24 protein-coding genes are annotated in these 25,258 nt (G+C 55.7%); 18 read left to right on the top strand and 6 right to left on the bottom strand.

The window, feature by feature from the left end; genetic code table 11:
- Position 1 precedes the first annotated feature (1 nt).
- The 5 genes from phnL to phnP are packed head-to-tail and all read left to right on the top strand — an operon-like array spanning position 2 to position 3,558.
- Positions 2–682: a phosphonate C-P lyase system protein PhnL gene (gene phnL / locus ACJ9Y9_RS01770; protein WP_028017899.1), complete on the top strand. Its 681-nt coding sequence runs from the start codon at positions 2–4 to the stop codon at positions 680–682.
- On the top strand, positions 679–1,815 hold the full coding sequence (gene phnM / locus ACJ9Y9_RS01765; RefSeq protein ID WP_028017900.1) for an alpha-D-ribose 1-methylphosphonate 5-triphosphate diphosphatase: 1,137 nt from the start codon (positions 679–681) through the stop codon (positions 1,813–1,815). Before phnL ends, phnM begins: the two co-directional genes overlap by 4 nt.
- Entirely contained in the window at positions 1,812–2,363 is a 552-nt protein-coding gene (gene phnN, locus ACJ9Y9_RS01760; protein WP_028017901.1) for a ribose 1,5-bisphosphokinase, read from the top strand. The genes phnM and phnN overlap by 4 nt, the downstream gene beginning before the upstream one ends.
- On the top strand, positions 2,356–2,790 hold the full coding sequence (gene phnO, locus ACJ9Y9_RS01755) for an aminoalkylphosphonate N-acetyltransferase (RefSeq protein WP_028017902.1): 435 nt from the start codon (positions 2,356–2,358) through the stop codon (positions 2,788–2,790). Before phnN ends, phnO begins: the two co-directional genes overlap by 8 nt.
- Positions 2,791–2,799: 9 nt before the next feature.
- Positions 2,800–3,558, top strand: coding sequence for a phosphonate metabolism protein PhnP (gene phnP, locus ACJ9Y9_RS01750; protein WP_028017903.1), 759 nt, complete (start codon positions 2,800–2,802; stop codon positions 3,556–3,558).
- Between the two features lie 45 nt (positions 3,559–3,603).
- On the opposite strand, the gene yjdP is transcribed toward phnP, so the two are convergent.
- Both yjdP and ACJ9Y9_RS01740 read right to left on the bottom strand, forming a co-directional pair.
- On the bottom strand, positions 3,604–3,927 hold the full coding sequence (gene yjdP / locus ACJ9Y9_RS01745; RefSeq protein WP_028017904.1) for a DDRRRQL repeat protein YjdP: 324 nt from the start codon (positions 3,925–3,927) through the stop codon (positions 3,604–3,606).
- Between the two features lie 69 nt (positions 3,928–3,996).
- Entirely contained in the window at positions 3,997–6,279 is a 2,283-nt protein-coding gene (locus ACJ9Y9_RS01740; protein WP_028017905.1) for a hybrid sensor histidine kinase/response regulator, read from the bottom strand.
- Positions 6,280–6,404: 125 nt separating this feature from the next.
- Here ACJ9Y9_RS01740 and ACJ9Y9_RS01735 point away from each other — a divergent pair, with 125 nt between their 5' ends.
- The 6 genes from ACJ9Y9_RS01735 to ACJ9Y9_RS01710 are packed head-to-tail and all read left to right on the top strand — an operon-like array spanning position 6,405 to position 12,500.
- Positions 6,405–7,925, top strand: coding sequence for a sugar ABC transporter ATP-binding protein (locus ACJ9Y9_RS01735; protein ID WP_028017906.1), 1,521 nt, complete (start codon positions 6,405–6,407; stop codon positions 7,923–7,925).
- Positions 7,922–8,917 (top strand): ABC transporter permease subunit, encoded by a 996-nt coding sequence (locus ACJ9Y9_RS01730; RefSeq protein ID WP_032666862.1) that lies wholly within the window; start codon positions 7,922–7,924, stop codon positions 8,915–8,917. The genes ACJ9Y9_RS01735 and ACJ9Y9_RS01730 overlap by 4 nt, the downstream gene beginning before the upstream one ends.
- A gap of 30 nt (positions 8,918–8,947) precedes the next feature.
- Positions 8,948–9,889: an ABC transporter substrate-binding protein gene (locus tag ACJ9Y9_RS01725; RefSeq protein WP_028017908.1), complete on the top strand. Its 942-nt coding sequence runs from the start codon at positions 8,948–8,950 to the stop codon at positions 9,887–9,889.
- A gap of 49 nt (positions 9,890–9,938) precedes the next feature.
- Positions 9,939–10,625: a D-lyxose/D-mannose family sugar isomerase gene (locus tag ACJ9Y9_RS01720; RefSeq protein WP_028017909.1), complete on the top strand. Its 687-nt coding sequence runs from the start codon at positions 9,939–9,941 to the stop codon at positions 10,623–10,625.
- A gap of 10 nt (positions 10,626–10,635) precedes the next feature.
- Positions 10,636–11,496 (top strand): ketose 1,6-bisphosphate aldolase, encoded by an 861-nt coding sequence (locus tag ACJ9Y9_RS01715; RefSeq protein ID WP_028017910.1) that lies wholly within the window; start codon positions 10,636–10,638, stop codon positions 11,494–11,496.
- A complete protein-coding gene (locus ACJ9Y9_RS01710) occupies positions 11,496–12,500 on the top strand; it encodes a carbohydrate kinase family protein (RefSeq protein WP_028017911.1) in 1,005 nt (334 codons plus the stop codon). The genes ACJ9Y9_RS01715 and ACJ9Y9_RS01710 overlap by 1 nt, the downstream gene beginning before the upstream one ends.
- Here the strand turns inward: ACJ9Y9_RS01710 and ACJ9Y9_RS01705 are convergent.
- The gene (locus ACJ9Y9_RS01705; protein WP_028017912.1) at positions 12,497–13,228 is read right to left on the bottom strand and encodes a response regulator; all 732 of its coding nucleotides are present in this window, start codon (positions 13,226–13,228) and stop codon (positions 12,497–12,499) included. The two genes, ACJ9Y9_RS01710 and ACJ9Y9_RS01705, sit on opposite strands and share 4 nt — an antisense overlap.
- A 256-nt stretch (positions 13,229–13,484) precedes the next feature.
- Between ACJ9Y9_RS01705 and fdhF the strand changes: the two genes are divergently transcribed.
- The 4 genes from fdhF (at position 13,485) to ACJ9Y9_RS01685 (ending at position 18,348) form a co-directional block, all read left to right on the top strand.
- Positions 13,485–15,632, top strand: a complete 2,148-nt coding sequence (gene fdhF, locus ACJ9Y9_RS01700; RefSeq protein WP_080282782.1) for a formate dehydrogenase subunit alpha — start codon at positions 13,485–13,487, stop codon at positions 15,630–15,632.
- Positions 15,633–15,929: 297 nt separating this feature from the next.
- Positions 15,930–17,299 (top strand): IS3-like element ISKpn8 family transposase gene (locus ACJ9Y9_RS01695; RefSeq protein WP_085949440.1). Its coding sequence is split into 2 segments (ribosomal slippage): positions 15,930–16,410 and positions 16,410–17,299, totalling 1,371 coding nucleotides; the frame shifts between segments, so codons are not numbered across the junction.
- A gap of 100 nt (positions 17,300–17,399) precedes the next feature.
- Positions 17,400–17,552: a Hok/Gef family protein gene (locus tag ACJ9Y9_RS01690; protein ID WP_407226052.1), complete on the top strand. Its 153-nt coding sequence runs from the start codon at positions 17,400–17,402 to the stop codon at positions 17,550–17,552.
- A 121-nt stretch (positions 17,553–17,673) separates the two neighbouring features.
- Positions 17,674–18,348 (top strand): tetratricopeptide repeat protein, encoded by a 675-nt coding sequence (locus ACJ9Y9_RS01685; RefSeq protein WP_028017916.1) that lies wholly within the window; start codon positions 17,674–17,676, stop codon positions 18,346–18,348.
- 37 nt (positions 18,349–18,385) lie between these two features.
- On the opposite strand, the gene gltP is transcribed toward ACJ9Y9_RS01685, so the two are convergent.
- Entirely contained in the window at positions 18,386–19,699 is a 1,314-nt protein-coding gene (gene gltP, locus ACJ9Y9_RS01680) for a glutamate/aspartate:proton symporter GltP (RefSeq protein ID WP_014830305.1), read from the bottom strand.
- A gap of 423 nt (positions 19,700–20,122) precedes the next feature.
- Here gltP and acs point away from each other — a divergent pair, with 423 nt between their 5' ends.
- The 3 genes from acs to actP all read left to right on the top strand — a co-directional run bounded on the left by acs (position 20,123) and on the right by actP (position 24,120).
- On the top strand, positions 20,123–22,081 hold the full coding sequence (gene acs, locus ACJ9Y9_RS01675) for an acetate--CoA ligase (RefSeq protein ID WP_028017917.1): 1,959 nt from the start codon (positions 20,123–20,125) through the stop codon (positions 22,079–22,081).
- A gap of 78 nt (positions 22,082–22,159) precedes the next feature.
- A complete protein-coding gene (locus tag ACJ9Y9_RS01670; protein ID WP_028017918.1) occupies positions 22,160–22,474 on the top strand; it encodes a DUF485 domain-containing protein in 315 nt (104 codons plus the stop codon).
- A complete protein-coding gene (gene actP / locus ACJ9Y9_RS01665; protein ID WP_028017919.1) occupies positions 22,471–24,120 on the top strand; it encodes a cation/acetate symporter ActP in 1,650 nt (549 codons plus the stop codon). Before ACJ9Y9_RS01670 ends, actP begins: the two co-directional genes overlap by 4 nt.
- A 33-nt stretch (positions 24,121–24,153) precedes the next feature.
- Here the strand turns inward: actP and ACJ9Y9_RS01660 are convergent, their stop codons facing one another.
- Positions 24,154–24,843 (bottom strand): LrgB family protein, encoded by a 690-nt coding sequence (locus ACJ9Y9_RS01660; RefSeq protein ID WP_014830302.1) that lies wholly within the window; start codon positions 24,841–24,843, stop codon positions 24,154–24,156.
- On the bottom strand, positions 24,836–25,246 hold the full coding sequence (locus ACJ9Y9_RS01655; RefSeq protein ID WP_028017920.1) for a CidA/LrgA family protein: 411 nt from the start codon (positions 25,244–25,246) through the stop codon (positions 24,836–24,838). Before ACJ9Y9_RS01655 ends, ACJ9Y9_RS01660 begins: the two co-directional genes overlap by 8 nt.
- Positions 25,247–25,258: the final 12 nt, after the last annotated feature.

Here is a 25,258-nt window from a genome sequence, read left to right as displayed (position 1 = left end):
CATGATCCGCGTGCAAAACGTAAGTAAAACCTTTGTGCTCCATCAGCAAAACGGCGTGCGCCTGCCGGTGCTGCAAAATGCTTCACTTGAGGTCAGCAAGGGCGAATGTGTGGTCCTGCACGGCCATTCCGGCAGCGGAAAATCCACCCTGCTGCGCTCCCTGTATGCCAACTATCTGCCGGACGAAGGCCATATTCACATCCGCCACGGCGATGAGTGGGTCGATCTGGTTCAGGCACCCGCACGGAAAGTGCTGGAAGTCCGCCGCTCAACGATCGGCTGGGTGAGCCAGTTTCTGCGGGTGATCCCGCGGATCTCCGCCCTGGACGTGGTGATGCAGCCGCTGCTGGATCTCGGTGTGCCGCGCGAAACTTGCGCCGCCAAAGCCGCCAGCCTGCTGACGCGCCTGAACGTCCCTGAGCGCTTGTGGCACCTTGCGCCATCGACCTTTTCCGGCGGCGAGCAACAGCGCGTGAACATTGCGCGCGGGTTTATCGTCGATTACCCGATTTTACTGCTCGATGAACCCACCGCCTCGCTCGACAGCAAAAACAGCGCGGCGGTGGTGGAGCTGATCGAACAGGCTAAAGCGCGCGGCGCGGCGATCGTCGGGATCTTCCACGACGAAACCGTGCGTTCGCGCGTGGCAGACAGACTGCATCCAATGGGGACCCACGCATGATTATCAATAACGTCAAGCTGGTGCTGGAAAATGAAGTGGTTGGCGGCTCCATTGAGATCCAGGACGGGGTGATCCGCGCGTTCGCCGAAACCCTGAGTCGCTCCCCAGAAGCCATGGACGGCGAAGGCGGCTGGCTGCTGCCAGGGCTGATCGAGCTGCATACCGATAATCTGGATAAGTTCTTCACCCCGCGCCCGAAAGTGGACTGGCCCGCCCATTCGGCGATGAGCAGCCACGACGCGCTGATGGTCGCCAGCGGCATCACCACCGTACTGGATGCGGTAGCGATTGGTGACGTGCGCGACGGAGGCGATCGTCTGGAAAATCTGGAGAAGATGATTAACGCCGTGGAAGAGACGCAAAAACGTGGTCTCAACCGCGCCGAGCACCGCCTGCATCTACGCTGCGAACTGCCGCATCACACCACCCTGCCGCTGTTTGAAAAGCTGGTCGGTCGTGAGCCGGTCTCGCTGGTGTCACTGATGGACCACTCCCCAGGGCAGCGCCAGTTCGCCAATATTGAGAAATATCGCGAATACTACCAGGGCAAGTACTCTCTCACCGATGCTGAGATGGCCCGCTACGAAGATGAGCAGCTGGCGCTGGCAGCACAGTGGTCGCAGCCGAATCGCCTCTCCATTGCTGCGATGTGCCGGGACCGCAACATCGCGCTGGCCAGCCATGATGACGCCACCCATGAACATGTACTCGAATCTCATCAGCTTGGTAGCGTGATCGCCGAATTTCCCACCACATTTGAAGCAGCTGAAGCCTCCCGTAAGCACGGCATGAACGTGCTAATGGGCGCGCCGAACATTGTGCGCGGCGGCTCGCATTCCGGCAACGTGGCGGCAAGCAAGCTCGCCTCACTTGATCTACTCGATATCCTCTCCTCCGATTACTACCCCGCCAGCCTGCTGGATGCGGCATTCCGGGTGGCGGACGACGAGGGCAACAGATTCACGCTGCCGCAGGCCATTCGTCTGGTGACGAAAAACCCGGCATCGGCGCTGAATCTTCAGGATCGTGGAGAGATTGCCGAAGGTAAACGGGCGGATCTGGTGCTGGCCCACCGTAAAGGTGAGCATATCCATATCGACCACGTCTGGCGTCAGGGAAAACGGGTATTCTGATGGGAAGACTAATCTGGCTAATGGGGCCGTCCGGCTCCGGTAAGGACAGCCTGCTGTCCGCGTTAAGGCAGCGGGAACACCCGCAACTGCTGGTCGCACACCGCTATATTACCCGCGCGGCGAATGCCGGAAGTGAAAATCATATTGCCCTGAGTGAGCAGGAGTTTTTCACCCGCGCGGGGCAAAACCTGCTGGCGCTTAGCTGGCACGCTAACGGTTATTACTACGGGGTTGGTATCGAGATAGACCTGTGGCTACACGCGGGTTTCGACGTGCTGGTCAACGGTTCGCGTGCACACCTTCAACAAGCGCGCGCCCGATATGAAGCCGCCCTGCTGCCGGTCTGCCTGCAGGTTTCCCCCGATGTCCTGCGTAGCCGGTTGCAGAGCCGGGGGCGCGAATCAGCCCGTGAGATAGACCAGCGGCTTGAGCGCGCGGCGCGTTATACCCCGTCGGAATGTCATATCCTCAATAATGACGGAAGTTTGCTACAGTCTGTCGATACCTTTTTATCGCTGATCCGTCAGAAGGAGAAACAGCATGCCTGACTGCCAGCTTCGCCCCGCCAACGCCGACGATGCGGCGATGGTTTACGCTCTCATCTGCGAGCTAAAACAGGCTGAGTTCGATCATATGGCCTTTCACACCGGTTATCTTGCTAATCTGCAAGACCACAATATGCGTTATCAGCTTGCCGAGCTGGACGGGCAGATCGTCGGCATGATTGGCCTACATATGCAGTTTCACCTGCATCACGCACGCTGGATTGGCGAAATCCAGGAGCTGGTGGTGATGCCGCAGGCGCGTGGTCACAAAGTGGGGAGCCAACTCCTGGCCTGGGCAGAAGACGTCGCACGTCAGGCGGGAGCGGAGTTAACCGAGCTTTCCACCAGCGTAAAACGCGTGGATGCCCACCGTTTTTATGTCCGTGAAGGTTACACACAGAGTCATTTTCGATTCACCAAACCGCTGTAGAGGTATGCGATGAGTCTGACGATCACGTTAACCGGCACCGGCGGTGCCCAGCTGGTTCCGGTATTTGGCTGCGACTGCGCGGCGTGTCGCCGGGCGCGTTTGCAGGATAGCTATCGCCGTCGTCCGTGCAGCGCGGTGGTCAAATTCAATGAAGCCATAACCTTGCTGGATGCCGGTATTCCGCACCTGATGGACGACTGGCCGGCAGACAGCTTCCAGCAGTTTTTGCTCACCCATTACCATATGGATCACGTTCAGGGGTTATTCCCGCTGCGCTGGGGAGTGGGGGCGACCATTCCTGTCTATGGTCCACCGGACGACGTGGGCTGTGACGACCTGTTCAGGCACCCGGGGCTCCTGGACTTCAGCCATACAGTGGAACCGTTTGTGATGTTTGAGCTACAAGGGCTGCGGGTCACACCGTTGCCGCTCAACCACTCGAAACTGACCTTCGGGTATTTGCTGGAATCGGCACACAGCCGCGTGGCCTGGCTATCGGATACCGCCGGGTTGTCGGAAAAAACGGTGAAGTTCCTGCTTAACAACCGGCCGCAGGCGATGATTATCGACTGCAGCCACGAACCGCGCGATGAAACGCCGCGAAACCATTGCGACTTAAATACCGTGATTGCGCTAAACGAGACGATTGGCTGCCCGCAAGTGATCCTGACGCACATCAGCCATCAGTTTGACGTGTGGATGATGAATAATCCGCTTCCGGAAGGGTTTGAAGCGGGGTATGACGGGATGGTGTTGGCGCTGGATTAGTTTTTCACTCTCTCCCGTGGAGAGGGTGAGGGCAACAGGCCGCACTTACCCTCGGTCGTAATCGTCTTCTAACCTGCGCTCATCCTCTTCTAACCGACGGCGATCGTCATCCAACTGACGCTGACGCTCGTCTAAACGGCGGCGTCTGTCTTCAAGCTGCCGACGACGGTCGTCGTACTGTCGACTGTCGATCTGACGGCTGCGGTCATAACGTTCGTCGTCATCGCTGCTTCGGCTACTGCTGGGGTTATAGGCGTCATTGATCGCCTGCTGAATATTGCCAATGGCATCATCAACAATATCGGCGTGAGCCAGTTGGCTGGTGAGTGACAGCAGACCAAATAACAGAGCAGTTGAGTAACGTTTCATAAGGCCAGTCTCGCAGGTGGGCTGGCTTTACAGTAATAAACGGCAAACGAGAGAGGTAGCGGAGGAATCTCAAATTGCCATCACCTTCCGCAGCGCCTGCGCCAGCTGCACCCGCGTAAATGGCTTGCGCAGTAACGCCACGTCCGGCAGCTGTGGATTGTGCGCCGGACGTAAATCCTGGCCGCTAATCAGCAACACCGGCAACTGAGGGAAGTGGCTGCGCACATGGCCGATCACTTCGGCACCGCTCAGGTTGCCTGGCAGCATTAAGTCGCTGATAAGCATGCCAATATCTGGTGAAACTTCCAGCATTCTCAACGCCTGCTCACCGTTCTCCGCCTCCAGCGTCAGATAGCCAAGCTGGTGCAGCTGCTCGCACAGGGTCTGACGAACATCCGCCTCATCTTCCAGCACCAGCACCAGCCGCTCGCTATCACTGGCGGCGGTGGCAGAGAGCACTTCATCCTCAGACATAACGGGCAGCATCGAGCGCGGGAGGTGAAGCCGAACGGTCGTCCCCTGCCCCGGCGCGCTTTCAATCTCCACGCGACCACCTGACTGGCGGACAAAGCCGTAGACCATCGACAGACCTAACCCACTCCCGCTTCCGGTCTGCTTGGTGGTGAAGAACGGTTCAAAGACCCTGGATTTCACCTCCTGCGACATACCGCTGCCGCGGTCAATCACCTCCAGCGCCACCATATCCTGCCTGCGCCCGTCGCTACGGGTGACGCGCTGATTCCAGGTACGGATCTTAATCACCCCGCTTTGCCCTTCCATCGCATCGCGGGCATTCATCACCAGATTGATGATGGCGTTCTCCAGCTGGCTGACGTCTATCCATGCGGGCCAGGCGGGGGATTGCGCTTCAATCTCCAGCGTCAGGGTCGCAGGCAAGGAGTGGAGCATGAGTTCCCTGAGGTTTTCCAGCAGCGGTTTCATCTCGACCGCGTGCGGCGTCAGGGATTGCTTACGGGAAAACGCCAGCAGGCGCTGGGTGAGGAGTGCACCACGTTCGGCAGCCTTCAGTGCCCGGGTGATACGCGGCGCATCTTTTGATTCCGGATCGGTAAGCTCAAGACTGCCGATGATCACCGCCAGCAGGTTATTAAAATCATGCGCCAGCCCACCCGTCAGTTGTCCAACGGCTTTCATCTTCTGGCTGTGCAGCAGTGCCTCTTCCAGCCCCTGACGCTCAATGCGGTCGATCTCCATCTGCGTGGTTTTCTCTTTCAGCAGACGCGTGGTGTGCTCAAGTGAGGCGGTGTTGCGGGCAAAAACGTTAAACGCACGCGCCAGCTCACCCAGCTCATCACGCCGTTGCAGCGCAGGGACAGAAACATCCTGTTCGCCATGGGCGAGACGCGACATCGCCCGGGAAATGGCCGTCAGGTTTGAGGCCAGATTGCGATAGATATACCAGCAGGCGCATCCGGTGATGATCAGCGCCAGCACGGCGAAAATGCTGATAAATACGCTGATAGATTGCAATTCGTGGTGGCTCTGGGCCGTGCGAAGCCGGGAGGCTTGCGCCACCTGTTCGACGTACTGATTAATATCACTGTTGAGGATCGCTACCAGCGCCTTGATGTGGAACATATACCAGCTTATCGCCAGATCGCTTTCTTCCAGTTGCTTCGACAGCGGCGCGAGCTTACGCAGTTCGTCGTTAAAATCGGGCAGGACACCATTCACCACCGGCTGCGCCGCACTCCGTGGCAGCGTTGCCGTCACCGCATCCAGCTGCTGCACCGTGGCGCGCGGCGAGGGGGTGTCGATAGCGGCGATAATCAGCCTGTCCATCTCCATTAGCTGCTGTGCATCCGGGACCTTGCTGTCGTAACGGCGATTGATATCCTGCAAATGCCGTAAGTAGCTCTGACTCTGATACAGCGAGCTCAGCAGCGCATTACGTTCCAGATGGCGTCGCTGCCCGCGTTCAAGCATCTCCGTCACGCTCTGCTGTAATTCATTGCTTCTCTGAATAATTCGCGCCACCAGCGCCGGTTCCTGCTGCGCCAGTGGCGCATCAGCAAGCTGTTCCAGCGAGTGACGCAGTGCCATTTGCGTCTGCTTCAACCGGTCAGCTTCGCCTTTATATTCCAGCGCCCCTACGACTTGCGAAAGCCTCACCGCCGCCGTTGCCACGCTGGCGGTATCCCGTGCGAGATTCATACTGCCGGTCATGTCATCCAGCGTTTGCTGTTGAACCTGCTCCTGGATCTGGCTGGCGTGACGGAAGCCGAGCACCGCCACACCGCTGACCATGAGCGTCACGGCGACCACCAGCAGATTGAAAATCAGCAGGCGACCACGGGCGCTGGCAAAAAACGGGGGGCGGTGTGATGACATGTTAGCTCCGTAATTGTGATCGACATTAGCTATTCATAACTATGACAAATATGAACGGCTTCTGACATTTTGCATTTACGCACCTGTGATGAAGTGCAGATATCGACATTCACAGGAGATCCGCCATGAGCAGAACCCCGGTATTAGAGATGCGTCACATTGCCAAGACGTTTGGCAATTTCCACGCGCTCAAGGGTGTGGATTTGACGGTCTTCCCCGGTGAGATCCACGCGCTGATGGGTGAAAACGGCGCGGGAAAAAGCACGCTGATGAAGATCCTCGCGGGAGCCTATACCGCCACCAGCGGTGAGATCCTGATCGACGGTCAGCCGTTTCACATCAAGGGGCCAAAAGATGCGCTGGCCGCAGGCATTACCCTGATTTATCAGGAGATGCAGCTGGCGCCCAATCTGACCGTCGCCGAAAACATCTTTCTTGGCAGCGAGTTGTCGCGGGGCGGGCTGGTACAGCGCAAAGAGATGGCTGCTCAGGCGCAGGCTGTGATTGAGCGCCTTGGCGCACATTTTAACGCCACCGACCTGGTGATGAAGCTGACCATTGCCGAGCAGCAGCAGGTGGAAATAGCCCGCGCACTGCACCGCAACAGCCGCATTCTGGTGATGGATGAACCCACCGCGGCCCTCTCCTCACGAGAAACCCATCGCCTGTTTGAGCTGATTTTGCGCCTGCGCGATGAAGGAATGGCCATCATCTATATCAGCCATCGGATGGCGGAAGTGTACGAACTCTCCGACCGCGTCAGCGTTCTGCGTGACGGGCAGTACGTCGGCAGCCTGACCCGCGACAAACTGAACGCCTCTGAGCTGGTGAAGATGATGGTCGGTCGCCCCTTAAGCGATCTGTTTAACAAAGAACGGGATATTCCACTCGGCAGCCCGCGTCTCAACGTTCACCACCTCACCGACGGTAAAAAAGTACAGCCTTGCAGCCTGCAGGTACGTTCAGGGGAAATTGTCGGTCTGGCGGGCCTGGTGGGGGCTGGCCGCTCCGAACTGGCACAACTGATCTTCGGCGCGCGCAAAGCCACAGGCGGCATGATTGAAGTTGATGGCGAGCCGGTAGTGATCCACTCCCCGCGTGCGGCAATTGAAAACGGGATCGGTTTTCTCACTGAAAACCGCAAGGAACAGGGGTTGTTCCTGGAGCTGGCGGCGCAGGAGAACATCACCATGGCCACGCTGGAGCGCGACGCAACCTTCGGCATGCTTAACCGCAAAAAAGCACAGTCCATTTCCGATGACGCCATCGCCCTGCTTAACATCCGCGTGCCCCATTCTCAGGTGCGCGCTGGTGGGCTATCAGGCGGTAACCAGCAAAAACTGCTGATCTCCCGCTGGGTAGCAATCGGCCCGCGCATTCTGATTCTGGACGAACCGACGCGCGGCGTGGACGTCGGCGCGAAAAGCGAGATCTACCGCATCATGAACCAGATGGCGCGCAAGGGCGTGGCGATTTTGATGATCTCCAGCGAACTGCCGGAAGTGGTGGGCATGAGTGACCGGGTGTACGTCATGCGTGAAGGCAGCATTGCGGGTGAACTCCACGGGCATGACATCTCTCAGGAAAACATTATGACGCTGGCAACCGGCGTGAACGACACTCATCATCAGGCGGTGCAATCATGACAACTCCTACCCATCCGCAGCAGGTGGCGAAATCCGCCTCCGCCAAAAAAATGCTGATGAGCGATCTGATGCAAACGGTCGGTATTTTGCCGATTTTAATCCTGATTGTGGCGGTGTTTGGTTTTATCGCCCCTAACTTCTTCACCGAGAGCAATCTGCTCAATATTACCCGTCAGGCCTCGATCAACATCGTGCTGGCGGCAGGGATGACATTCATCATCTTGACCGGCGGGATTGACCTCTCCGTGGGCTCGATTCTGGGCACCACGGCGGTAGCGGCGATGGTGGTCTCGCTTATCCCTGAATTTGCGATGCTCTCCATTCCAGCCGCGCTGATGCTCGGCATGGTGCTGGGCCTGTTCAACGGTGCGCTGGTGGCCTTTGCCGGGTTGCCGCCCTTTATCGTCACGCTCGGGACCTATACCGCGCTGCGCGGCGCGGCCTATCTTCTGGCCGACGGCACAACGGTTATTAACTCAAACATCAATTTTGAGTGGATCGGTAATAACTATCTCGGCCCCATTCCCTGGCTGGTGGCGATCGCCCTGGCAGTGATTGCGGTGTGCTGGTTTATCCTGCGCCGCACCACGCTTGGGGTTCACATCTATGCGGTCGGCGGCAACATGCAGGCGGCACGACTGACAGGTATTAAAGTCTGGATGGTGCTGCTGTTTGTATACGGCATGAGCGGTCTGCTCTCTGGCCTCGGCGGGATCATGAGCGCGTCGCGCCTTTACAGCGCCAACGGCAACTTAGGCATGGGCTATGAGCTGGACGCGATTGCCGCGGTGATCCTCGGCGGTACCAGTTTTGTCGGCGGGATCGGCACGATCACCGGCACGCTGGTGGGCGCATTGATTATCGCGACGCTTAACAACGGCATGACGCTGATGGGCGTCTCCTACTTCTGGCAACTGGTGATCAAAGGGGCGGTGATCATCATTGCGGTGCTGATCGACAAATACCGTACCCGACACCATCAAAGTGCATAACAACAAAACCCTACGAGTGAGGAATACAGCATGAGATTGAAGCCCTTAGTGACCGCGCTCTGTGCTGGCGCACTGCTTGCCGCAGCTCCGTTTGCGCAGGCGAAAGACCTGAAATCCATCGGCGTGACGGTGGGTGACCTGGCTAACCCGTTCTTCGTGCAGATCACCAAAGGTGCCGAGCTGGAAGCGCGCAAACTGGCTGGTGATAACGTTAAAGTCACGCTGGTCTCCAGCGGTTACGATCTGGGTCAGCAGGTGGCGCAGATCGACAACTTTATTGCCGCCAAAGTGGACATGATCATCCTTAACGCGGCGGACTCCAAAGGTATCGGCCCGGCGGTAAAACGCGCGAAGGACGCCGGGATCGTGGTGGTCGCGGTTGACGTGGCAGCGGAAGGGGCAGATGCCACCATCACCTCCGATAACACCCAGGCAGGCGAAATGGCCTGTAAGTACATAACCGACCGCCTGAAAGGTAAAGGCAATGTGGTGATCATCAACGGGCCACCGGTGTCAGCGGTACAGAACCGCGTGGAAGGTTGTCAGACAGAATTCAAAAAACATCCGGATATCAAGGTGCTCTCAGATAACCAGAACGCCAAAGGCAGCCGTGAGGGTGGGCTGGAAGTGATGACCTCCTTACTGGCCGCCAATCCGAAGATCGACGGCGTGTTCGCGATTAACGATCCCACCGCGATCGGTGCCGATCTGGCAGCCAAACAGGCACAACGCAGCGAGTTCTTTATCGTTGGCGTGGATGGTAGCCCGGACGGTGAAGAAGCGCTGAAGCGGGAAAACTCCCTGTTTGTGGCGACCCCAGCGCAAGATCCGCAGGTGATGGCGGCAAAAGCGGTGGAGATCGGCTATGACATATTACAGGGCAAGCCTGCACCGAAAGCGCCTGTGCTGATCCCGGTGACGATGATCGATAAAAAGAATGTCGGAACCTATAAGGGATGGACGGTTAAGTAACCCTTTTCCCTCTCCCATTGGGAGAGGGAACTGTTTTCAAGGAGTCCCCATGAAACGCTCCGACATCAACGAAATCCTCGGCCACACGCGGCAGTTTTTCTCCATGCACGATGTGCACCTCCCCCCTTTTGCCAGCTTTCCGCCAACAAAATGGCAGCAGCTTGACCAGACCGCATGGCAGGAAGTGTTCGACCTCAGGCTCGGCTGGGACGTGACGGCATTCGGTGGCAACAATTTTGCCGCCCAGGGCCTGACGCTGTTTACTCTGCGCAATGGCTCCCCCAACGGGGTGCCGTATGAAAAATGCTACGCAGAAAAAATCATGCACGTGCGAGACGGCCAGGTCACGCCGATGCATTTCCACTGGCGCAAGCGGGAAGACATCATCAACCGGGGCGGCGGAAATCTGATCATAGAGTTGTGGAATGCCGGAGGGCATGAAGAGACCGAAAATACCGATGTTACGGTCACCGTCGACGGCTGTCGACAGACCCACGCGCCCGGTAGCCAGTTGCGCCTCACACCAGGGGAAAGCATCTGTCTCACGCCCGGCCTGTATCACAGTTTCTGGGGCGAACGCGGGTTTGGCGACGTTCTGGTGGGCGAAGTGTCATCCGTGAACGATGACGAACACGATAACCATTTTCTGCAGCCCATCGCGCGCTACAACAGTATTGAAGAAGACGAACCGGCGGTACTGGTGTTGTGCAACGAGTACAGCCTGTTTCGGATTTAAGGAGTGAATGATGCCATTGATTTCTCTTGCCGACGGTCTTGAGCACGCCAGAGAGCACCGCTACGCACTGGGTGCGTTTAACGTACTCGACTCCCATTTCCTGCGTGCGTTGTTTGCCGCCGCCAGGCAGGAACGATCGCCGTTTATCATCAACATCGCCGAAGTGCATTTTAAGTATGTGTCGCTGGATTCGCTTGTCGAAGCGGTGAAGTTCGAGGCCGCTCGCCACGATATTCCCGTGGTCCTCAACCTCGACCACGGTCTGCACTTCGAGGCAGTGGTGCGCGCCCTGCGTTTGGGGTTCAGTTCGGTGATGTTCGACGGCTCCGCGTTGAGTTACGAGGAAAACATTCGCCAGACGCGGGAAGTCGTGAAGATGTGCCACGCGGTGGGTGTTTCGGTGGAGGCTGAGTTGGGCGCGGTTGGCGGTGACGAAGGCGGCGCGTTGTATGGGCATGCGGATGAAGCCTTTTATACTGATCCGCAACTGGCACGCGAATTTGTCGATCTGACGGGTATTGATGCCCTGGCCGTCGCCATTGGTAATGCACACGGCAAATACAAAGGCGAGCCGAAACTAGACTTCCCACGCCTGGATGCGATTCGCCAGCAGACGGGTCTGCCGCTGGTGCTGCATGGAGGTTCCGGGATTAGCGATGCCGATTTTCGTCGCGCCATCGAACTGGGCATTCATAAAATCAATTTCTACACCGGGATGTCGCAAGCGGCTCTGTCCGCCGTTGAGCAGCGTATGGCAAAACGCCAGCCACTTTATGACGAGTTTGCCGAACTGTTGCTGAGTATAGAAGAGGCGATTTCCGATACGGTCGCAGAACAGATGCGCATCTTTGGCAGCGCGGGGCAGGCATAATGGAACGCAAAGGGATTATCGCTGCGGGCAATATGCTGGTGGATCACGTCCATCAGATCGTGCAGTGGCCAGAACGCGGCTGGCTGGCAGAAATTACCCACAGCGAACGTTCCACCGGCGGCGCGCCGCTCAACGTCCTTCTGACGCTGGCGAAAATGCACGTTGGCCTGCCGCTGCAGGCCGTGGGACTGATTGGTGAAGATAGCGACGGGGACTACATTCTGGCAATGCTCGACCAGTACCACGTCAACCGTCAGCGCGTACAGCGCACCACCTTTGCACCGACCTCCATGTCGCAGGTCATGACCGATCCCAGCGGACAGCGCACCTTTTTCCACTCGCCAGGGGCAAACCGTCTGCTGGATCTTCCCGCCTTCGATCGTTTAGACGGATCGATGAAGATCTTCCATCTCGGTTATTTGCTGTTGCTCGACAGCCTGGACATGCCCGATGACGAGTTTGGCACCCGTAGCGCGCGGCTGCTGGCGCAAATGCGCGAGCAGGGGTATGAAACGTCGCTCGATCTGGTGTCCCGGAAAGGTGACCCGCGCTATCAGCCACTGGTGCTCCCTGCCTTGCGCCATCTCGATTATCTGGTGATTAACGAGCTGGAAGCCGGAGAGTTTAGCGGGCTGGAGATGCGTGACGAGCATGATGCACTGCACATTACCCATATTGCCCAGGCCGCTTCTCAACTGCTGGCATCTGGCGTTCGTCAGCGCGTGGTGATCCACTGCCCGGAAGGCGCATGGGGTGAAGCGCCGGGTGAGCAAGGCCGCTGGATCCCGTCATGGTTGCTGGAACAGGAACAGATCATCGGCAGCGTTGGCGCGGGAGATGCCTTTTGTGCGGGCTTTTTATACGGCTGCCATGAATCGTTGTCGCTAACGGACAGTATTTATCTGGCACACGCCTGTGCGCGGGCAAGCCTGCTGGCCGCCAATGCGATTGACGGCGCGAAAACGCTGGCCGAGTTGCAGCTGTTTATTAAAGAGAATACCTAGGCCGCTTTTTCGCTGTGAGAGACGTCGGTGGCAAAAACGTAGCCCAGTCCACGGATGGTTTTAATGAGTGCAGGCTGGTGCGGATTGGCCTCGATTTTCCGTCGCAGGCGCATGATTAACACATCAATAGTGCGGTCAAAGACCTCGGCGCTTTCGCTGTGGGTCAACTCAAGCAATTGATCACGGCTCAGTACCCGGCGAGCATTTTGCGTAAGTGCCAGCAGCAAGCCGTACTCGCCCTGCGTTAAGGGCACGGTGTTACGGTTAGGATCGCTCAGTTCACAGCGCGCGGTATCCAGCGTCCAGCCGTTAAAGGTAATCCCCTCTACACTCGGCACGGGAACGTCTGCGGCCAGCACGCCCGTTCGACGCAGCACGGCTTTAACGCGGGCGACCACAACACGCGGGTTAAACGGCTTGCCAATATAATCGTCGGCCCCCATCTCCAGCCCCACCACCACGTCTGACTCACTGCCCAGCCCGGTTAACATGACCACCGGTAGCGCCGGACGCTGCTTTTGCAGCTGCAGCAAAACCTGCAGACCGTTGATATCCGGCAGCATCATATCCAGCAGAACCAGGGCAATATTCGGCTCCTGATGAACACGGTTCAGGGCATCCTGGCCGTTATGGCAGACCAGCACACTAAAGACGTGCTCACTCAGCACATCCTGAAGCAGTTCGCAGACTGCAATATCGTCATCAACCACCAGAATCGCCGGTTTCATCGCATGCTTCCGTCAGGGGATTATTTTAAGTCTGAACCATTCTGCCGTCGGCTCCAGTCAAATAGTTTTTTCAGTCACGAAAATTCAACCCATGTCACATCCGCTGCCCTGTCGACACGTCAATTTTGACGATTGGCTGCTTTTCGTCAGGGTTTTCACTGCAAATGGGCCGTAAAGTCTGGGTATACCCATATAAAAAACATGGCATAGAAGCTGCATAGTGGGTGCGAAAGATTCGATTAACTGGAGCAGACTGATGAAAAAAGTCGTCACGGTTTGCCCTTATTGTGCCTCAGGTTGCAAAATTCACCTGGTGGTCGATAACGGCAAAATCGTCCGGGCGGAGGCCGCGCAGGGGAAAACCAATCAGGGCACGCTGTGCCTGAAAGGTTACTACGGCTGGGATTTTATTAACGATACTCAAATCCTCACCCCGCGCCTGAAAACCCCTATGATCCGCCGCGAGCGCGGTGGCAAGCTGGAAGCCGTCTCCTGGAATGAGGCGCTGGATTACGTCGCCTCACGCCTGAGTGCCATTAAGGCCAAATACGGCCCTGATGCCATTCAGACCACCGGTTCCTCACGTGGGACGGGAAATGAAACGAACTATGTAATGCAGAAATTCGCGCGCGCCGTTATTGGTACCAATAACGTCGACTGCTGCGCTCGCGTCTGACACGGCCCATCGGTTGCAGGTCTGCACCAGTCGGTCGGTAACGGCGCAATGAGTAATGCGATCAACGAGATAGATAATACCGATCTCGTGTTTATTTTCGGCTATAACCCTGCGGATTCTCACCCTATCGTCGCGAACCATGTTATTCGCGCCAAACAGAATGGGGCGAAGATCATCGTCTGCGATCCGCGCAAAATTGAAACCGCGCGCATTGCCGATATGCACATTGCATTGAAAAACGGTTCGAACATCGCGCTGTTGAACGCAATGGGGCACGTCATTATTGAGGAGAACCTGTACGACCAGGCGTTTGTCGCCACCCGTACGGAAGGCTTTGACGAGTACCGGAAAATTGTCGAAGGCTATACGCCAGAGTCGGTAGAAGCGATAACCGGCGTTAGCGCGCAGGAGATCCGCCAGGCGGCACGGATGTATGCCGGGGCGAAAACCGCCGCGATCCTGTGGGGCATGGGCGTGACCCAGTTCTACCAGGGGGTGGAAACCGTGCGTTCTCTGACCAGCCTCGCCATGCTGACGGGGAATCTGGGTAAGGCGCACGTTGGCGTCAACCCGGTGCGTGGGCAGAATAACGTGCAGGGCGCGTGTGATATGGGTGCACTGCCGGATACCTATCCGGGCTATCAGTACGTGAAATTCCCGGAGAACCGCGCCAAGTTCGCGAAGGCCTGGGGCGTGGAAAGCCTGCCAGAACACACCGGGTATCGCATCAGCGAGCTGCCGCACCGCGCGGCGCACGGCGAAGTGCGTGCGGCTTACATCATGGGCGAAGATCCGCTCCAGACCGACGCCGAGCTGTCTGCGGTGCGAAAAGGGTTTGAGGACCTGGAGCTGGTGATTGTCCAGGATATCTTTATGACCAAAACCGCGGCAGCTGCGGATGTGATTCTACCGTCAACGTCCTGGGGTGAGCATGAAGGTGTCTATACGGCAGCAGACCGTGGCTTCCAGCGCTTCTTTAAAGCGGTAGAGCCGAAGTGGGATCTGAAAACGGACTGGCAGATCATCAGCGAAATCGCCACCCGCATGGGCTACCCAATGCACTACAACAACACTCAGGAGATCTGGGACGAGCTGCGTCATCTGTGCCCGGATTTCTTTGGTGCCACTTACGAAAAAATGGGTGAACTGGGGTATATCCAGTGGCCGTGCCGGGATGAGTCAGAGGCTGATCAGGGCACGTCGTATCTCTTCAAAGAGAAATTCGACACCCCGAACGGACTGGCACAATTCTTCACGTGTGACTGGGTCGCCCCTATCGACAAACTCACCGATGAGTATCCGATGGTGCTTTCCACCGTGCGTGAAGTTGGCCACTACTCCTGTCGTTCCATGACGGGCAACTGTGCCGCGCTGGCGGCACTGGCGGATGAACCAGGCTATGCGCAGATCAACACCGCCGACGCTGACCGTCTCGGTATTGAGGATGAAGAGCTGGTGTGGGTGAACTCTCGTAAAGGCCGAATCATTACTCGTGCGCAGGTCAGCGACCGTCCTAACAAAGGTGCGGTCTATATGACCTACCAGTGGTGGATTGGTGCCTGTAACGAGCTGGTGACGGAGAACTTAAGCCCGATAACTAAAACGCCGGAGTATAAATACTGCGCCGTCAACGTGGAGCCAATTGCTGATCAGCACGCTGCGGAACAGTATGTCATCGACGAATATAACAAGCTGAAAGCCCGCCTGCGCGAAAGCGCAATGGGTTGAAGCTGTTAATTCATCAGTGAATAAAGGGAGTGAGATATTCACTCCCTTTTTATTTCTGCTTAAAGCATTCGAAATATCAATTATTATTCTGGAAAGCCGCTCGCAGAAATAATGTAATTTACGCAAACAAGAATTACATCTTTGCATTTTAATTCAGAGGGATAAGATGTGCGGCGGGTGCTTAAGACTTTCTGTCTTGAGCATTGTTGAGGGACAGAAAGTGGAAAGCCCCGGGAAATCGTCATTTACCTGTACTGCACCCATTTTGTTGGACGATGAAATGGAATAGTCCCTGATATGTCAAAGCCAAAATACCCCTTCGAAAAGCGCCTTGAAGTCGTGAATCACTACTTCACAACTGATGATGGTTACAGGATCATCTCTGCACGTTTTGGAGTACCCCGAACCCAGGTCAGGACGTGGGTTGCCCTCTATGAAAAACATGGAGAAAAAGGTTTAATTCCCAAACCTAAAGGCGTTAGTGCTGATCCAGAGTTGCGCATTAAGGTCGTGAAAGCCGTGACCGAGCAGCAAATGTCCCTCAATCAGGCTGCTGCTCACTTTATGCTTGCTGGTAGTGGTTCTGTAGCCAAGTGGCTGAAAGTCTATGAGGAGCACGGAGAAGCTGGTTTACGCGCACTCAAGATCGGCACCAAAAGAAACATTACAATGTCAGTTGATCCAGAAAAAGCGGCGTTAGCATTGGAGCTGTCGAAAGACCGACGTATCGAGGATCTTGAAAGACAAGTTCGATTCCTTGAAATGCGGCTTACGTATCTAAAAAAGCTGAAAGCCTTAGCTCATCCCGCGAAAAAGTGAAAGTACTCAACGAGCTAAGGCAGTTTTACCCTCTTGATGAGCTTCTCAAGGCAGCGGAGATACCGCGCAGTACGTTTTATTACCATCTAAAGGCTCTCAGCAAGCCTGATAAGTATGCGGATGTTAAAAAGCGTATTGGTGAGATTTATCACGAGAATAAAGGTCGATACGGATACCGCAGGGTAACGTTGTCTCTCCATCGAGACGGGGAACGGATTAACCATAAAGCTGTTCAGCGCCTGATGGGAACCCTCTCGCTTAAGGCAGCGATTAAGGTCAAGCGATACAGCTCCTACAGAGGAGAAGTAGGGCAAACCGCCCCCAATGTTCTCCAAAGGGATTTCAAGGCTACACGGCCAAACGAGAAGTGGGTTACCGATGTTACTGAATTTGCAGTCAATGGGCGCAAGCTGTATTTGTCTCCAGTAATAGATCTCTTCAACAACGAAGTTATTTCTTACAGCCTGTCGGAAAGACCTGTGATGAACATGGTCGAGAATATGCTCGATCAGGCATTCAAAAAGCTTAAGCCTCACGAGCATCCTATTCTGCACTCTGACCAGGGATGGCAGTATCGCATGAGAAGGTATCAAAACATCCTTAAAGAACAAGGAATTACACAGAGCATGTCAAGAAAAGGGAATTGTCTGGATAATGCAGTCGTGGAATGTTTCTTTGGAACCTTAAAGTCGGAGTGTTTTTATCTTGACGAGTTCAGTAATATAAGCGAACTGAAGGATGCTGTTACGGAATATATTGACTACTACAACAGCAGAAGAATTAGCCTGAAATTAAAAGGTCTGAGTCCAATTGAATATCGAACCCAGACCTATGTGCCTCGTGTTTAACTGTCCAACTTTTTGGGGTCAGTACAACCCGAGGCTACCCCTCAACCCCCAACAGGTTGAGAGTAGCCTCTTATTCTAGTTTTCACAAGGAGTAAAAGGCATGACGCCATTAAAAACTGCGTTAGGCATTGCCTTTATTATTTGCCTGACGATAGTGATATTTACCTTTATTAATCGCGGTAAGTTATGCGAACTCACAATAAAGAGTGAACATCAGGAGGTGGCGGCGAAATTAGCCTGCAACGCAGGCTAACCTCTTCGGGCGGAGCGACGGTTCCGCCCGGCTTGTCGGATGCTGAGGTCTTAATGCACCCATTTTTTTCTTCTGCCACCGCGATTATACTGCGCGGCATGTACCAAGATGATAAGAATCCATGAAACACATTTTCCTGTTGTTGTTAGTTTTTACATCGCTTGCCCGTGCCGATGAGATTGGCAGCCAGTATAAAAAGCAAGCTGAAGCGGGTGATGCCCGCGCCCAGTATTATCTTGCCGATACATACTTCAGCTCTGGCGACAGCAAACAGGCGGCGCTGTGGGCAGAGAAAGCGGCAAAAGGGGGCGACGTCGATGCGATGGCGCTGTTGTCACAAATCCAGTTTACGCAGGGTGATTACGCGCAGGCTAAAGCACTGGCCCAGCAGGCGAATATCGCAGGCAGTAAACGGGGTGCGATCATGCTGGCACGCGTGCTGGTCAACACCCAGGCAGGCAAAACCGACTATCCACAGGCCATCAAACTGCTGCAAACGGCAACCGAAGATATCGACAATGACTCGGCGGTAGATGCGCAACTGCTGCTGGGTTTGATTTATGCCAACGGTGTAGAAGTGGCTCAGGACGATGTTCAGGCGGCATCATGGTTTAAACGCAGTTCAGCACTTTCACGTACGGGCTACGCCGAGTACTGGGCTGGAATGTTGTTCAGACAGGGTGAGAAAGGCTTTATCATCCCCAATAAACAGAAAGCGCTGTACTGGTTGAACCTGAGTTGTACTGAAGGGTTTGATACGGGATGCGAAGAGTTTGACGCGTTGAGCGGGGAGTAAACATTGCCGGGTGGCGCAGGCCACCCGGCTTTTTACATTATTGGTCAGCCGTCTTATCAAAACGACCCAGCACCTCGCGTTCATACGCCAGCGCTTTTTTACGGTCGAATTTGTGTTCCCACTTGGCAATCACCAGCACCGCCAGCGCATTACCCACCACATTCAGCGCCGTACGCGCCATGTCGAGGATACGGTCAACACCGGCGATGAATGCCAGGCCTTCCAGCGGGATCCCGACGCTACCCAGCGTTGCCAGCAGCACCACGAACGAAACGCCCGGTACGCCTGCGATACCTTTTGAAGTCACCATCAGGGTCAGCACCAGCACGATTTCCTGCCACAGCGACAGGTCAATCCCGTACAGCTGAGCGATGAAGATCGCCGCAATACTCTGATACAGCGTAGAGCCATCCAGGTTAAAGGAGTAGCCGGTTGGCACCACGAAGCTGGTGATCGACGCCGGTGCGCCGTAGGCTTCCATCTTCTCAATAATACGCGGCAGCACGCTCTCAGAGCTTGCCGTGGAGTAGGCCAGAATCAGCTCATCTTTCAGGATACGAATCAGGATCCAGATGCTCAGCCCGCACAGACGCGCCACGATGCCCAGCACCACCAGCGCAAAGAACAGGATGGCGAAGTGCACCAGAATCACCAGCTTCGCCAGCGGCCACAGGGAGGCGAAACCGAAATTCGCTACGGTCACAGCAATAAGCGCAAACACCCCAACCGGCGCATAGCGCATCACCATGTGAGTCACTTTGAACATGGTTTCAGAGATTGAGCGGAACACCGTCACCAGCGGTTCACGGTGTGTCGCGGGGAGGGAAGAGAGACCCAGACCAAACAGCACCGAGAAGAAGATGATAGGCAGCATCTCACCCTTCGCCATAGACGCCACGATGTTGGTCGGAACCAGCGACAGGATTGTGCCCATCAGGCCATGCGCATGGCTCTGCACATCAGCAGTTGTGCTTTGGTATTTCGAAATATCCACCGTCGCGAGTTGCGACATATCAATCCCGGAGCCTGGCTGGAACACATTCGCCATCGTAATGCCCAGGATAATGGCAATCGTCGTGATCACTTCGAAATAGATAATGGTTTTCGCCCCGATACGGCCTAACTGTTTCGCATCGCCGACGCCCGCAATACCGACCACCAGCGTCGAGATCACAATCGGTACCACAATCATCTTGATCAGATGAATAAAGATATCACCTGCTGGCGAGAGCAGGTTCGCAATCAGCCATTCGCGACTGTCACTGTGATAATGGAGATAACTACCCAGCAAGATGCCCAGCACAAGGGCTAGCAAAATTTGCCAGGCCAGGCTGACTTTAACGTTTTTCATAGAAACTGACTTCCTCAATGAAGCTCCCTGATCACTCAAACTGCATGAATATGGAGCCATACTGAAAGGGTATGAATTGTGTTGCGTTGGTTTATGGGATTTTTTAACGCGGCGTATGAGTATCATTTGCACGGTATGTTGCGCAAGCCTTAAAGAACGATGCGTTTCACTACAAAAAGTTGCTATGACGCGAGTTTGTGACAATCCCGATAAATAACCTTTTGTTATAAAAACGCTTTTTTAGGTTAATTTGTGAATAATCGGCTCGCTAAATTATTTTTCTTCAAAGTTTCATTCGCTCATTTTTCATACTATTCAAACAATGCGTGATCTGCCGCCCAAATAATAAACAAAGCTTGTAAAGCCCCTACAATTAACGTTTTTGCGACATATTATTAACATCTTACAAGGAGAAAAAAAGCCATGAGCCAAATACACAAACATGACATTCCCGCAAACATTGCGGACCGTTGCCTGATCACCCCGGAGCAGTACCACGAGAAATATCAGCAATCTATCAACAGCCCGGACATCTTCTGGGGTGAACAGGGTCATATCCTTGACTGGATCAAACCTTATCAGAAGGTGAAAAACACCTCCTTTGCGCCAGGCAACGTCTCCATAAAATGGTATGAAGATGGCACGCTGAACCTGGCGGCGAACTGCCTTGACCGTCACCTTGCCGAGCGCGGGAACGAGACGGCAATCATCTGGGAAGGCGATGATGCCTCACAGAGCAAACACATTACGTACAAAGAACTGCACCGCGACGTGTGCCGTTTCGCCAACGTCCTGCTGGAAAAGGGCATTAAAAAAGGCGATGTCGTGGCTATTTATATGCCGATGGTACCCGAAGCGGCGGTTGCCATGCTGGCATGCGCGCGCATCGGTGCGATCCACTCCGTCATCTTCGGCGGCTTCTCGCCAGAAGCGGTTGCCGGTCGTATTGTCGATTCAAATTCTAAACTGGTGATCACCGCCGATGAAGGCGTGCGCGCTGGTCGCAGTATTCCGCTGAAGAAAAACGTCGACGAAGCGTTGAAAAACCCGAACGTGAAAAGCGTCAGCAACGTTGTGGTGCTCAAGCGTACCGGCGGTAAGATCGACTGGAAAGAAGGTCGCGACCTGTGGTGGAGCGATTTGATTGAAAAAGCGAGCGACCAGCATCAGCCGCAAGAGATGAATGCGGAAGATCCGCTGTTCATTCTTTACACCTCCGGGTCGACCGGCAAGCCGAAAGGTGTGCTGCACACCACCGGCGGCTATCTGGTCTATGCGGCCACCACTTTCAAATACGTCTTCGACTATCACCCGGGTGACATTTACTGGTGTACCGCCGACGTGGGCTGGGTCACCGGACACAGCTACCTGCTGTACGGCCCGCTGGCCTGCGGTGCCACCACGCTGATGTTTGAAGGTGTACCAAACTGGCCGACGCCAGCGCGTATGTGTCAGGTGGTCGACAAACACAAGGTCAACATTCTCTATACTGCGCCAACGGCGATCCGTGCGCTGATGGCAGAAGGCGATAAAGCCATCGAAGGTACTGACCGCTCTTCCCTGCGTATTCTTGGTTCTGTGGGTGAGCCTATCAACCCGGAAGCCTGGGAGTGGTACTGGAAGAAGATCGGTAACGAGAAATGCCCGGTGATGGACACCTGGTGGCAGACCGAGACCGGCGGCTTTATGATCACCCCAATGCCAGGTGCGACCCAACTGAAAGCAGGTTCTGCAACGAACCCATTCTTCGGCGTACAGCCTGCACTGGTGGATAACGAAGGTCATCCGCTTGAAGGGGCAACCGAAGGCAACCTGGTGATCACTGACTCCTGGCCAGGTCAGGCGCGCACGTTATTCGGCGATCACGAACGCTTCGAGCAGACCTATTTCTCCACCTTTAAAAACATGTATTTCAGTGGCGATGGCGCGCGTCGCGATGAAGATGGTTACTACTGGATAACCGGGCGCGTGGACGATGTGCTGAACGTCTCCGGCCACCGTCTGGGCACCGCCGAGATTGAATCTGCACTGGTGTCTCATCCGAAGATTGCTGAAGCCGCCGTGGTAGGTATCCCGCATAACATCAAAGGCCAGGCGATTTACGCCTATGTCACCCTGAACCACGGTGAAGAGCCATCGCCAGAGCTGTATGCCGAGGTGCGCAACTGGGTACGTAAAGAGATTGGCCCGCTTGCCACACCAGATGTTCTGCACTGGACCGACTCGCTGCCGAAAACTCGTTCAGGCAAAATTATGCGCCGTATTCTGCGCAAAATCGCGGCCGGGGACACCAGCAATCTCGGTGATACCTCAACGCTCGCGGATCCTGGCGTGGTGGACAAACTGCTCGAAGAGAAGCAGGCCATCGCAATGCCTTCGTAACCCCCTCACCCTAACCCTCTCCCGCAAGGGAGAGGGAACAATAAAACCTCCCCTACCAATACTTCTGGAGACTCTGTGATGAATAACGATATTTGTCAGCAGATAGAGAATAGTGCGCACTACAGGGAGCTCGTCGATAAACGGCAACGGTTTGCCTTCATCCTTTCCATCATCATGCTGATTATCTACGTCGGCTTTATTCTGCTTATCGCCTTTGCCCCACACTGGCTCGGCACCCCGCTGCACGAGGGGACCAGCGTCACGCGCGGGATCCCCATTGGCATTGGCGTGATTGTGATTTCATTTGTGCTGACCGGCGTGTACGTCTGGCGCGCGAACGGTGAATTCGATCGTCTTAATAAAGCGGTACTGCAAGAGGTAAAAGCATCATGAAGCGAGTCCTGACGGCGCTAGCCGCCACACTTCCCATTGCCGCCCACGCGGCGGATGCCATTACCGGTGAGGTACAGCGCCAGCCAACCAACTGGCAGGCGATTGTGATGTTCCTGATTTTCGTCCTGCTGACGCTGTACATCACGTACTGGGCATCGAAACGCGTGCGCTCCCGTAACGATTACTACACTGCGGGCGGCAACATTACCGGTTTCCAGAACGGGCTGGCGATTGCGGGTGACTTTATGTCCGCGGCCTCGTTCCTCGGGATCTCCGCGCTGGTGTATACCTCCGGCTACGATGGTCTGATTTACTCGCTCGGCTTCCTGGTCGGCTGGCCAATCATTCTGTTCCTGATCGCTGAACGCCTGCGTAACCTGGGACGCTACACTTTTGCAGACGTTGCATCTTATCGCCTGAAACAGGGGCCGATTCGCACCCTCTCAGCCTGTGGCTCGCTGGTGGTGGTTGCGCTGTACCTGATTGCGCAGATGGTTGGCGCGGGTAAGTTGATCGAACTCCTGTTCGGCCTGAACTACCACGTCGCAGTGGTGCTGGTTGGCGTCCTGATGGTGATGTACGTCCTGTTCGGCGGCATGCTCGCAACTACCTGGGTGCAGATCATCAAAGCCGTACTGCTGCTGTTCGGCGCCAGCTTTATGGCCTTCATGGTGATGAAACACGTTGGGTTCAGCTTCAATAACCTGTTTACCGAAGCGATGGCGGTCCACCCGAAAGGTGAAGCTATCATGAGCCCGGGCGGTCTGGTGAAAGACCCGATTTCAGCCCTTTCGCTCGGTCTGGGTCTGATGTTCGGTACTGCAGGTTTGCCGCACATCCTGATGCGTTTCTTCACCGTGAGCGATGCACGCGAAGCACGTAAGAGCGTTTTCTACGCCACCGGTTTCATGGGTTACTTCTATATCCTGACCTTTATCATCGGCTTTGGTGCCATCATGCTGGTGGGGGCAAACCCGGTGTTTAAAGATGCGGCAGGTGCGCTGATTGGTGGTAACAACATGGCGGCGGTGCATCTGGCCGACGCGGTGGGCGGTAATCTGTTCCTCGGCTTTATCTCCGCCGTGGCCTTCGCCACCATTCTTGCGGTGGTTGCAGGGCTGACGCTGGCAGGCGCGTCTGCAGTGTCACACGACCTCTACGCCAACGTCTTCCGTAAAGGCGCGAGCGAACGTGATGAGCTGAAGGTTTCCAAGATCACCGTGCTGGTGCTGGGTGTGGTCGCTATTCTGCTGGGCATTCTCTTTGAGAAGCAGAACATCGCCTTTATGGTGGGGCTGGCCTTCTCGATCGCGGCAAGCTGCAATTTCCCGATCATCCTGCTCTCCATGTACTGGTCAAAACTGACCACCCGTGGGGCGATGATTGGTGGCTGGCTGGGACTGCTGACGGCGGTGATCCTGATGATTCTGGGCCCAACCATTTGGGTGCAGATACTCGGTCACGAGAAAGCTATCTTCCCGTATGAATACCCGGCGCTGTTCTCTATTGCCGTGGCGTTTATCGGTATCTGGTTCTTCTCGGCTACCGACAATTCGCCGGAGGGTAACCTGGAACGCGAGAAATTCCGCGCCCAGTTTATTCGTTCACAAACCGGTCTTGGCGTTGAGCAGGGCCGCGCGCACTAAGCCTTTCCTCCCCGGTCACTCTGGCCGGGGAATTTAGAACATCACCCACGCCACCAGCGGCGCAATCAGTACCATCACCACGCCTGAGAGCATCATCACCAGGCTCGCCACGACGCCCTCCTGCTGACCCAGCTCATAGGAACGTGCCGTGCCCGCACCGTGCGACGCCGCGCCAAAGCCCGCGCCTTTCGCCATCCCTTCCCGAATAGACAGCCGCAGAAACAGCATATCGCCCACCGCCATGCCGAAGACGCCGGTGACAACAACAAACAGCGCCACCAGATCCGGCTGTCCGCCAAGCGGTTTGGCCGCGGCCAGCGCAAATGGTGTCGTCACCGAACGTACCGCCAGGCTGCGCTGAATTTCATCGGGCAGCGTAAACAGCCGCGCCAGCCAGACCGAGCTACAGACCGCCACCACCGTGGCGGTGATCACGCCTGCACTGAGTGACATCCAGTGGCGTTTGATAATCGCCAGGTTGTCATACACCGGGACGGCAAAGGCGATAGTCGCCGGCCCCAGCAGCCACAGTAGCCAGTGGGATTCGCCAATGTAGTTCTGCCAGGAGATATGACCGAAGACCAGCATCAACACCAGCAGGATCGGCGTGAAAACCAGCGGCATCAGCGGCAGGGCGTGAAAACGGCGATACAGCCGCTTGTTAGCAAAGTAGATCACCAGCGTCGCAATCAGGCACAAGACGCTTATCTGAAAGTTAGTCATGTTTGTGCCTGCTGATTTCAAAGCGATACACTTTATCCACCACCCAGGCGGTCGTCCCCAGCACCATCAGCGTACTCAGTGCGATAACCGCAAAGATGCGCCAGCCATCCACCATCAGCAGTTGCGCATAGTTCACCACCGCCACCACGGCAGGGACAAAGAACAGCAGCATCTCTGCCAGCAGCCAGCGCGCGCCGGCCCGTACCCAATTGAGGGGAATGACGCGACAAAGGATGAGCGTAAGCATCAGCATCATCCCCACCAGGTTGGCTGGCAACGGCAGATGCAACCAGCCGACAAGATATTCGGCAAAAACAAACAGTCCCGCGTAGAGCAGTACCTGAACCGGTACCTGGAGTCGTTGCACAACGGCAGGCGTAACACGGCTTAACGCCACGGCCATGGGGGTTTCCTC

It is taken from the genome of Enterobacter sp. CPE_E1241 (assembly GCF_045618265.1).
GTDB classification, from domain to species: domain Bacteria; phylum Pseudomonadota; class Gammaproteobacteria; order Enterobacterales; family Enterobacteriaceae; genus Enterobacter; species Enterobacter adelaidei.
Note: the sequence above shows the minus strand (reverse complement) of the source record. Positions and strands in the feature narration are given on the sequence as shown.

Bases quoted from the DNA above. Each gene is read 5' to 3' on its own strand.
- phnL (WP_028017899.1), top strand. From the start codon at position 2: ATGATCCGCGTGCAAAACGTAAGTAAAACCTTTGTGCTCCATCAGCAA.
- phnM (WP_028017900.1), top strand. From the start codon at position 679: ATGATTATCAATAACGTCAAGCTGGTGCTGGAAAATGAAGTGGTTGGC.
- phnO (WP_028017902.1), top strand. From the start codon at position 2,356: ATGCCTGACTGCCAGCTTCGCCCCGCCAACGCCGACGATGCGGCGATG.
- phnP (WP_028017903.1), top strand. From the start codon at position 2,800: ATGAGTCTGACGATCACGTTAACCGGCACCGGCGGTGCCCAGCTGGTT.
- yjdP (WP_028017904.1), bottom strand. From the start codon at position 3,927: ATGAAACGTTACTCAACTGCTCTGTTATTTGGTCTGCTGTCACTCACC.
- ACJ9Y9_RS01740 (WP_028017905.1), bottom strand. From the start codon at position 6,279: ATGTCATCACACCGCCCCCCGTTTTTTGCCAGCGCCCGTGGTCGCCTG.
- ACJ9Y9_RS01735 (WP_028017906.1), top strand. From the start codon at position 6,405: ATGAGCAGAACCCCGGTATTAGAGATGCGTCACATTGCCAAGACGTTT.
- ACJ9Y9_RS01730 (WP_032666862.1), top strand. From the start codon at position 7,922: ATGACAACTCCTACCCATCCGCAGCAGGTGGCGAAATCCGCCTCCGCC.
- ACJ9Y9_RS01725 (WP_028017908.1), top strand. From the start codon at position 8,948: ATGAGATTGAAGCCCTTAGTGACCGCGCTCTGTGCTGGCGCACTGCTT.
- ACJ9Y9_RS01720 (WP_028017909.1), top strand. From the start codon at position 9,939: ATGAAACGCTCCGACATCAACGAAATCCTCGGCCACACGCGGCAGTTT.
- ACJ9Y9_RS01715 (WP_028017910.1), top strand. From the start codon at position 10,636: ATGCCATTGATTTCTCTTGCCGACGGTCTTGAGCACGCCAGAGAGCAC.
- ACJ9Y9_RS01710 (WP_028017911.1), top strand. From the start codon at position 11,496: ATGGAACGCAAAGGGATTATCGCTGCGGGCAATATGCTGGTGGATCAC.
- ACJ9Y9_RS01705 (WP_028017912.1), bottom strand. From the start codon at position 13,228: ATGAAACCGGCGATTCTGGTGGTTGATGACGATATTGCAGTCTGCGAA.
- ACJ9Y9_RS01690 (WP_407226052.1), top strand. From the start codon at position 17,400: ATGACGCCATTAAAAACTGCGTTAGGCATTGCCTTTATTATTTGCCTG.
- ACJ9Y9_RS01685 (WP_028017916.1), top strand. From the start codon at position 17,674: ATGAAACACATTTTCCTGTTGTTGTTAGTTTTTACATCGCTTGCCCGT.
- gltP (WP_014830305.1), bottom strand. From the start codon at position 19,699: ATGAAAAACGTTAAAGTCAGCCTGGCCTGGCAAATTTTGCTAGCCCTT.
- acs (WP_028017917.1), top strand. From the start codon at position 20,123: ATGAGCCAAATACACAAACATGACATTCCCGCAAACATTGCGGACCGT.
- ACJ9Y9_RS01670 (WP_028017918.1), top strand. From the start codon at position 22,160: ATGAATAACGATATTTGTCAGCAGATAGAGAATAGTGCGCACTACAGG.
- actP (WP_028017919.1), top strand. From the start codon at position 22,471: ATGAAGCGAGTCCTGACGGCGCTAGCCGCCACACTTCCCATTGCCGCC.
- ACJ9Y9_RS01660 (WP_014830302.1), bottom strand. From the start codon at position 24,843: ATGACTAACTTTCAGATAAGCGTCTTGTGCCTGATTGCGACGCTGGTG.
- ACJ9Y9_RS01655 (WP_028017920.1), bottom strand. From the start codon at position 25,246: ATGGCCGTGGCGTTAAGCCGTGTTACGCCTGCCGTTGTGCAACGACTC.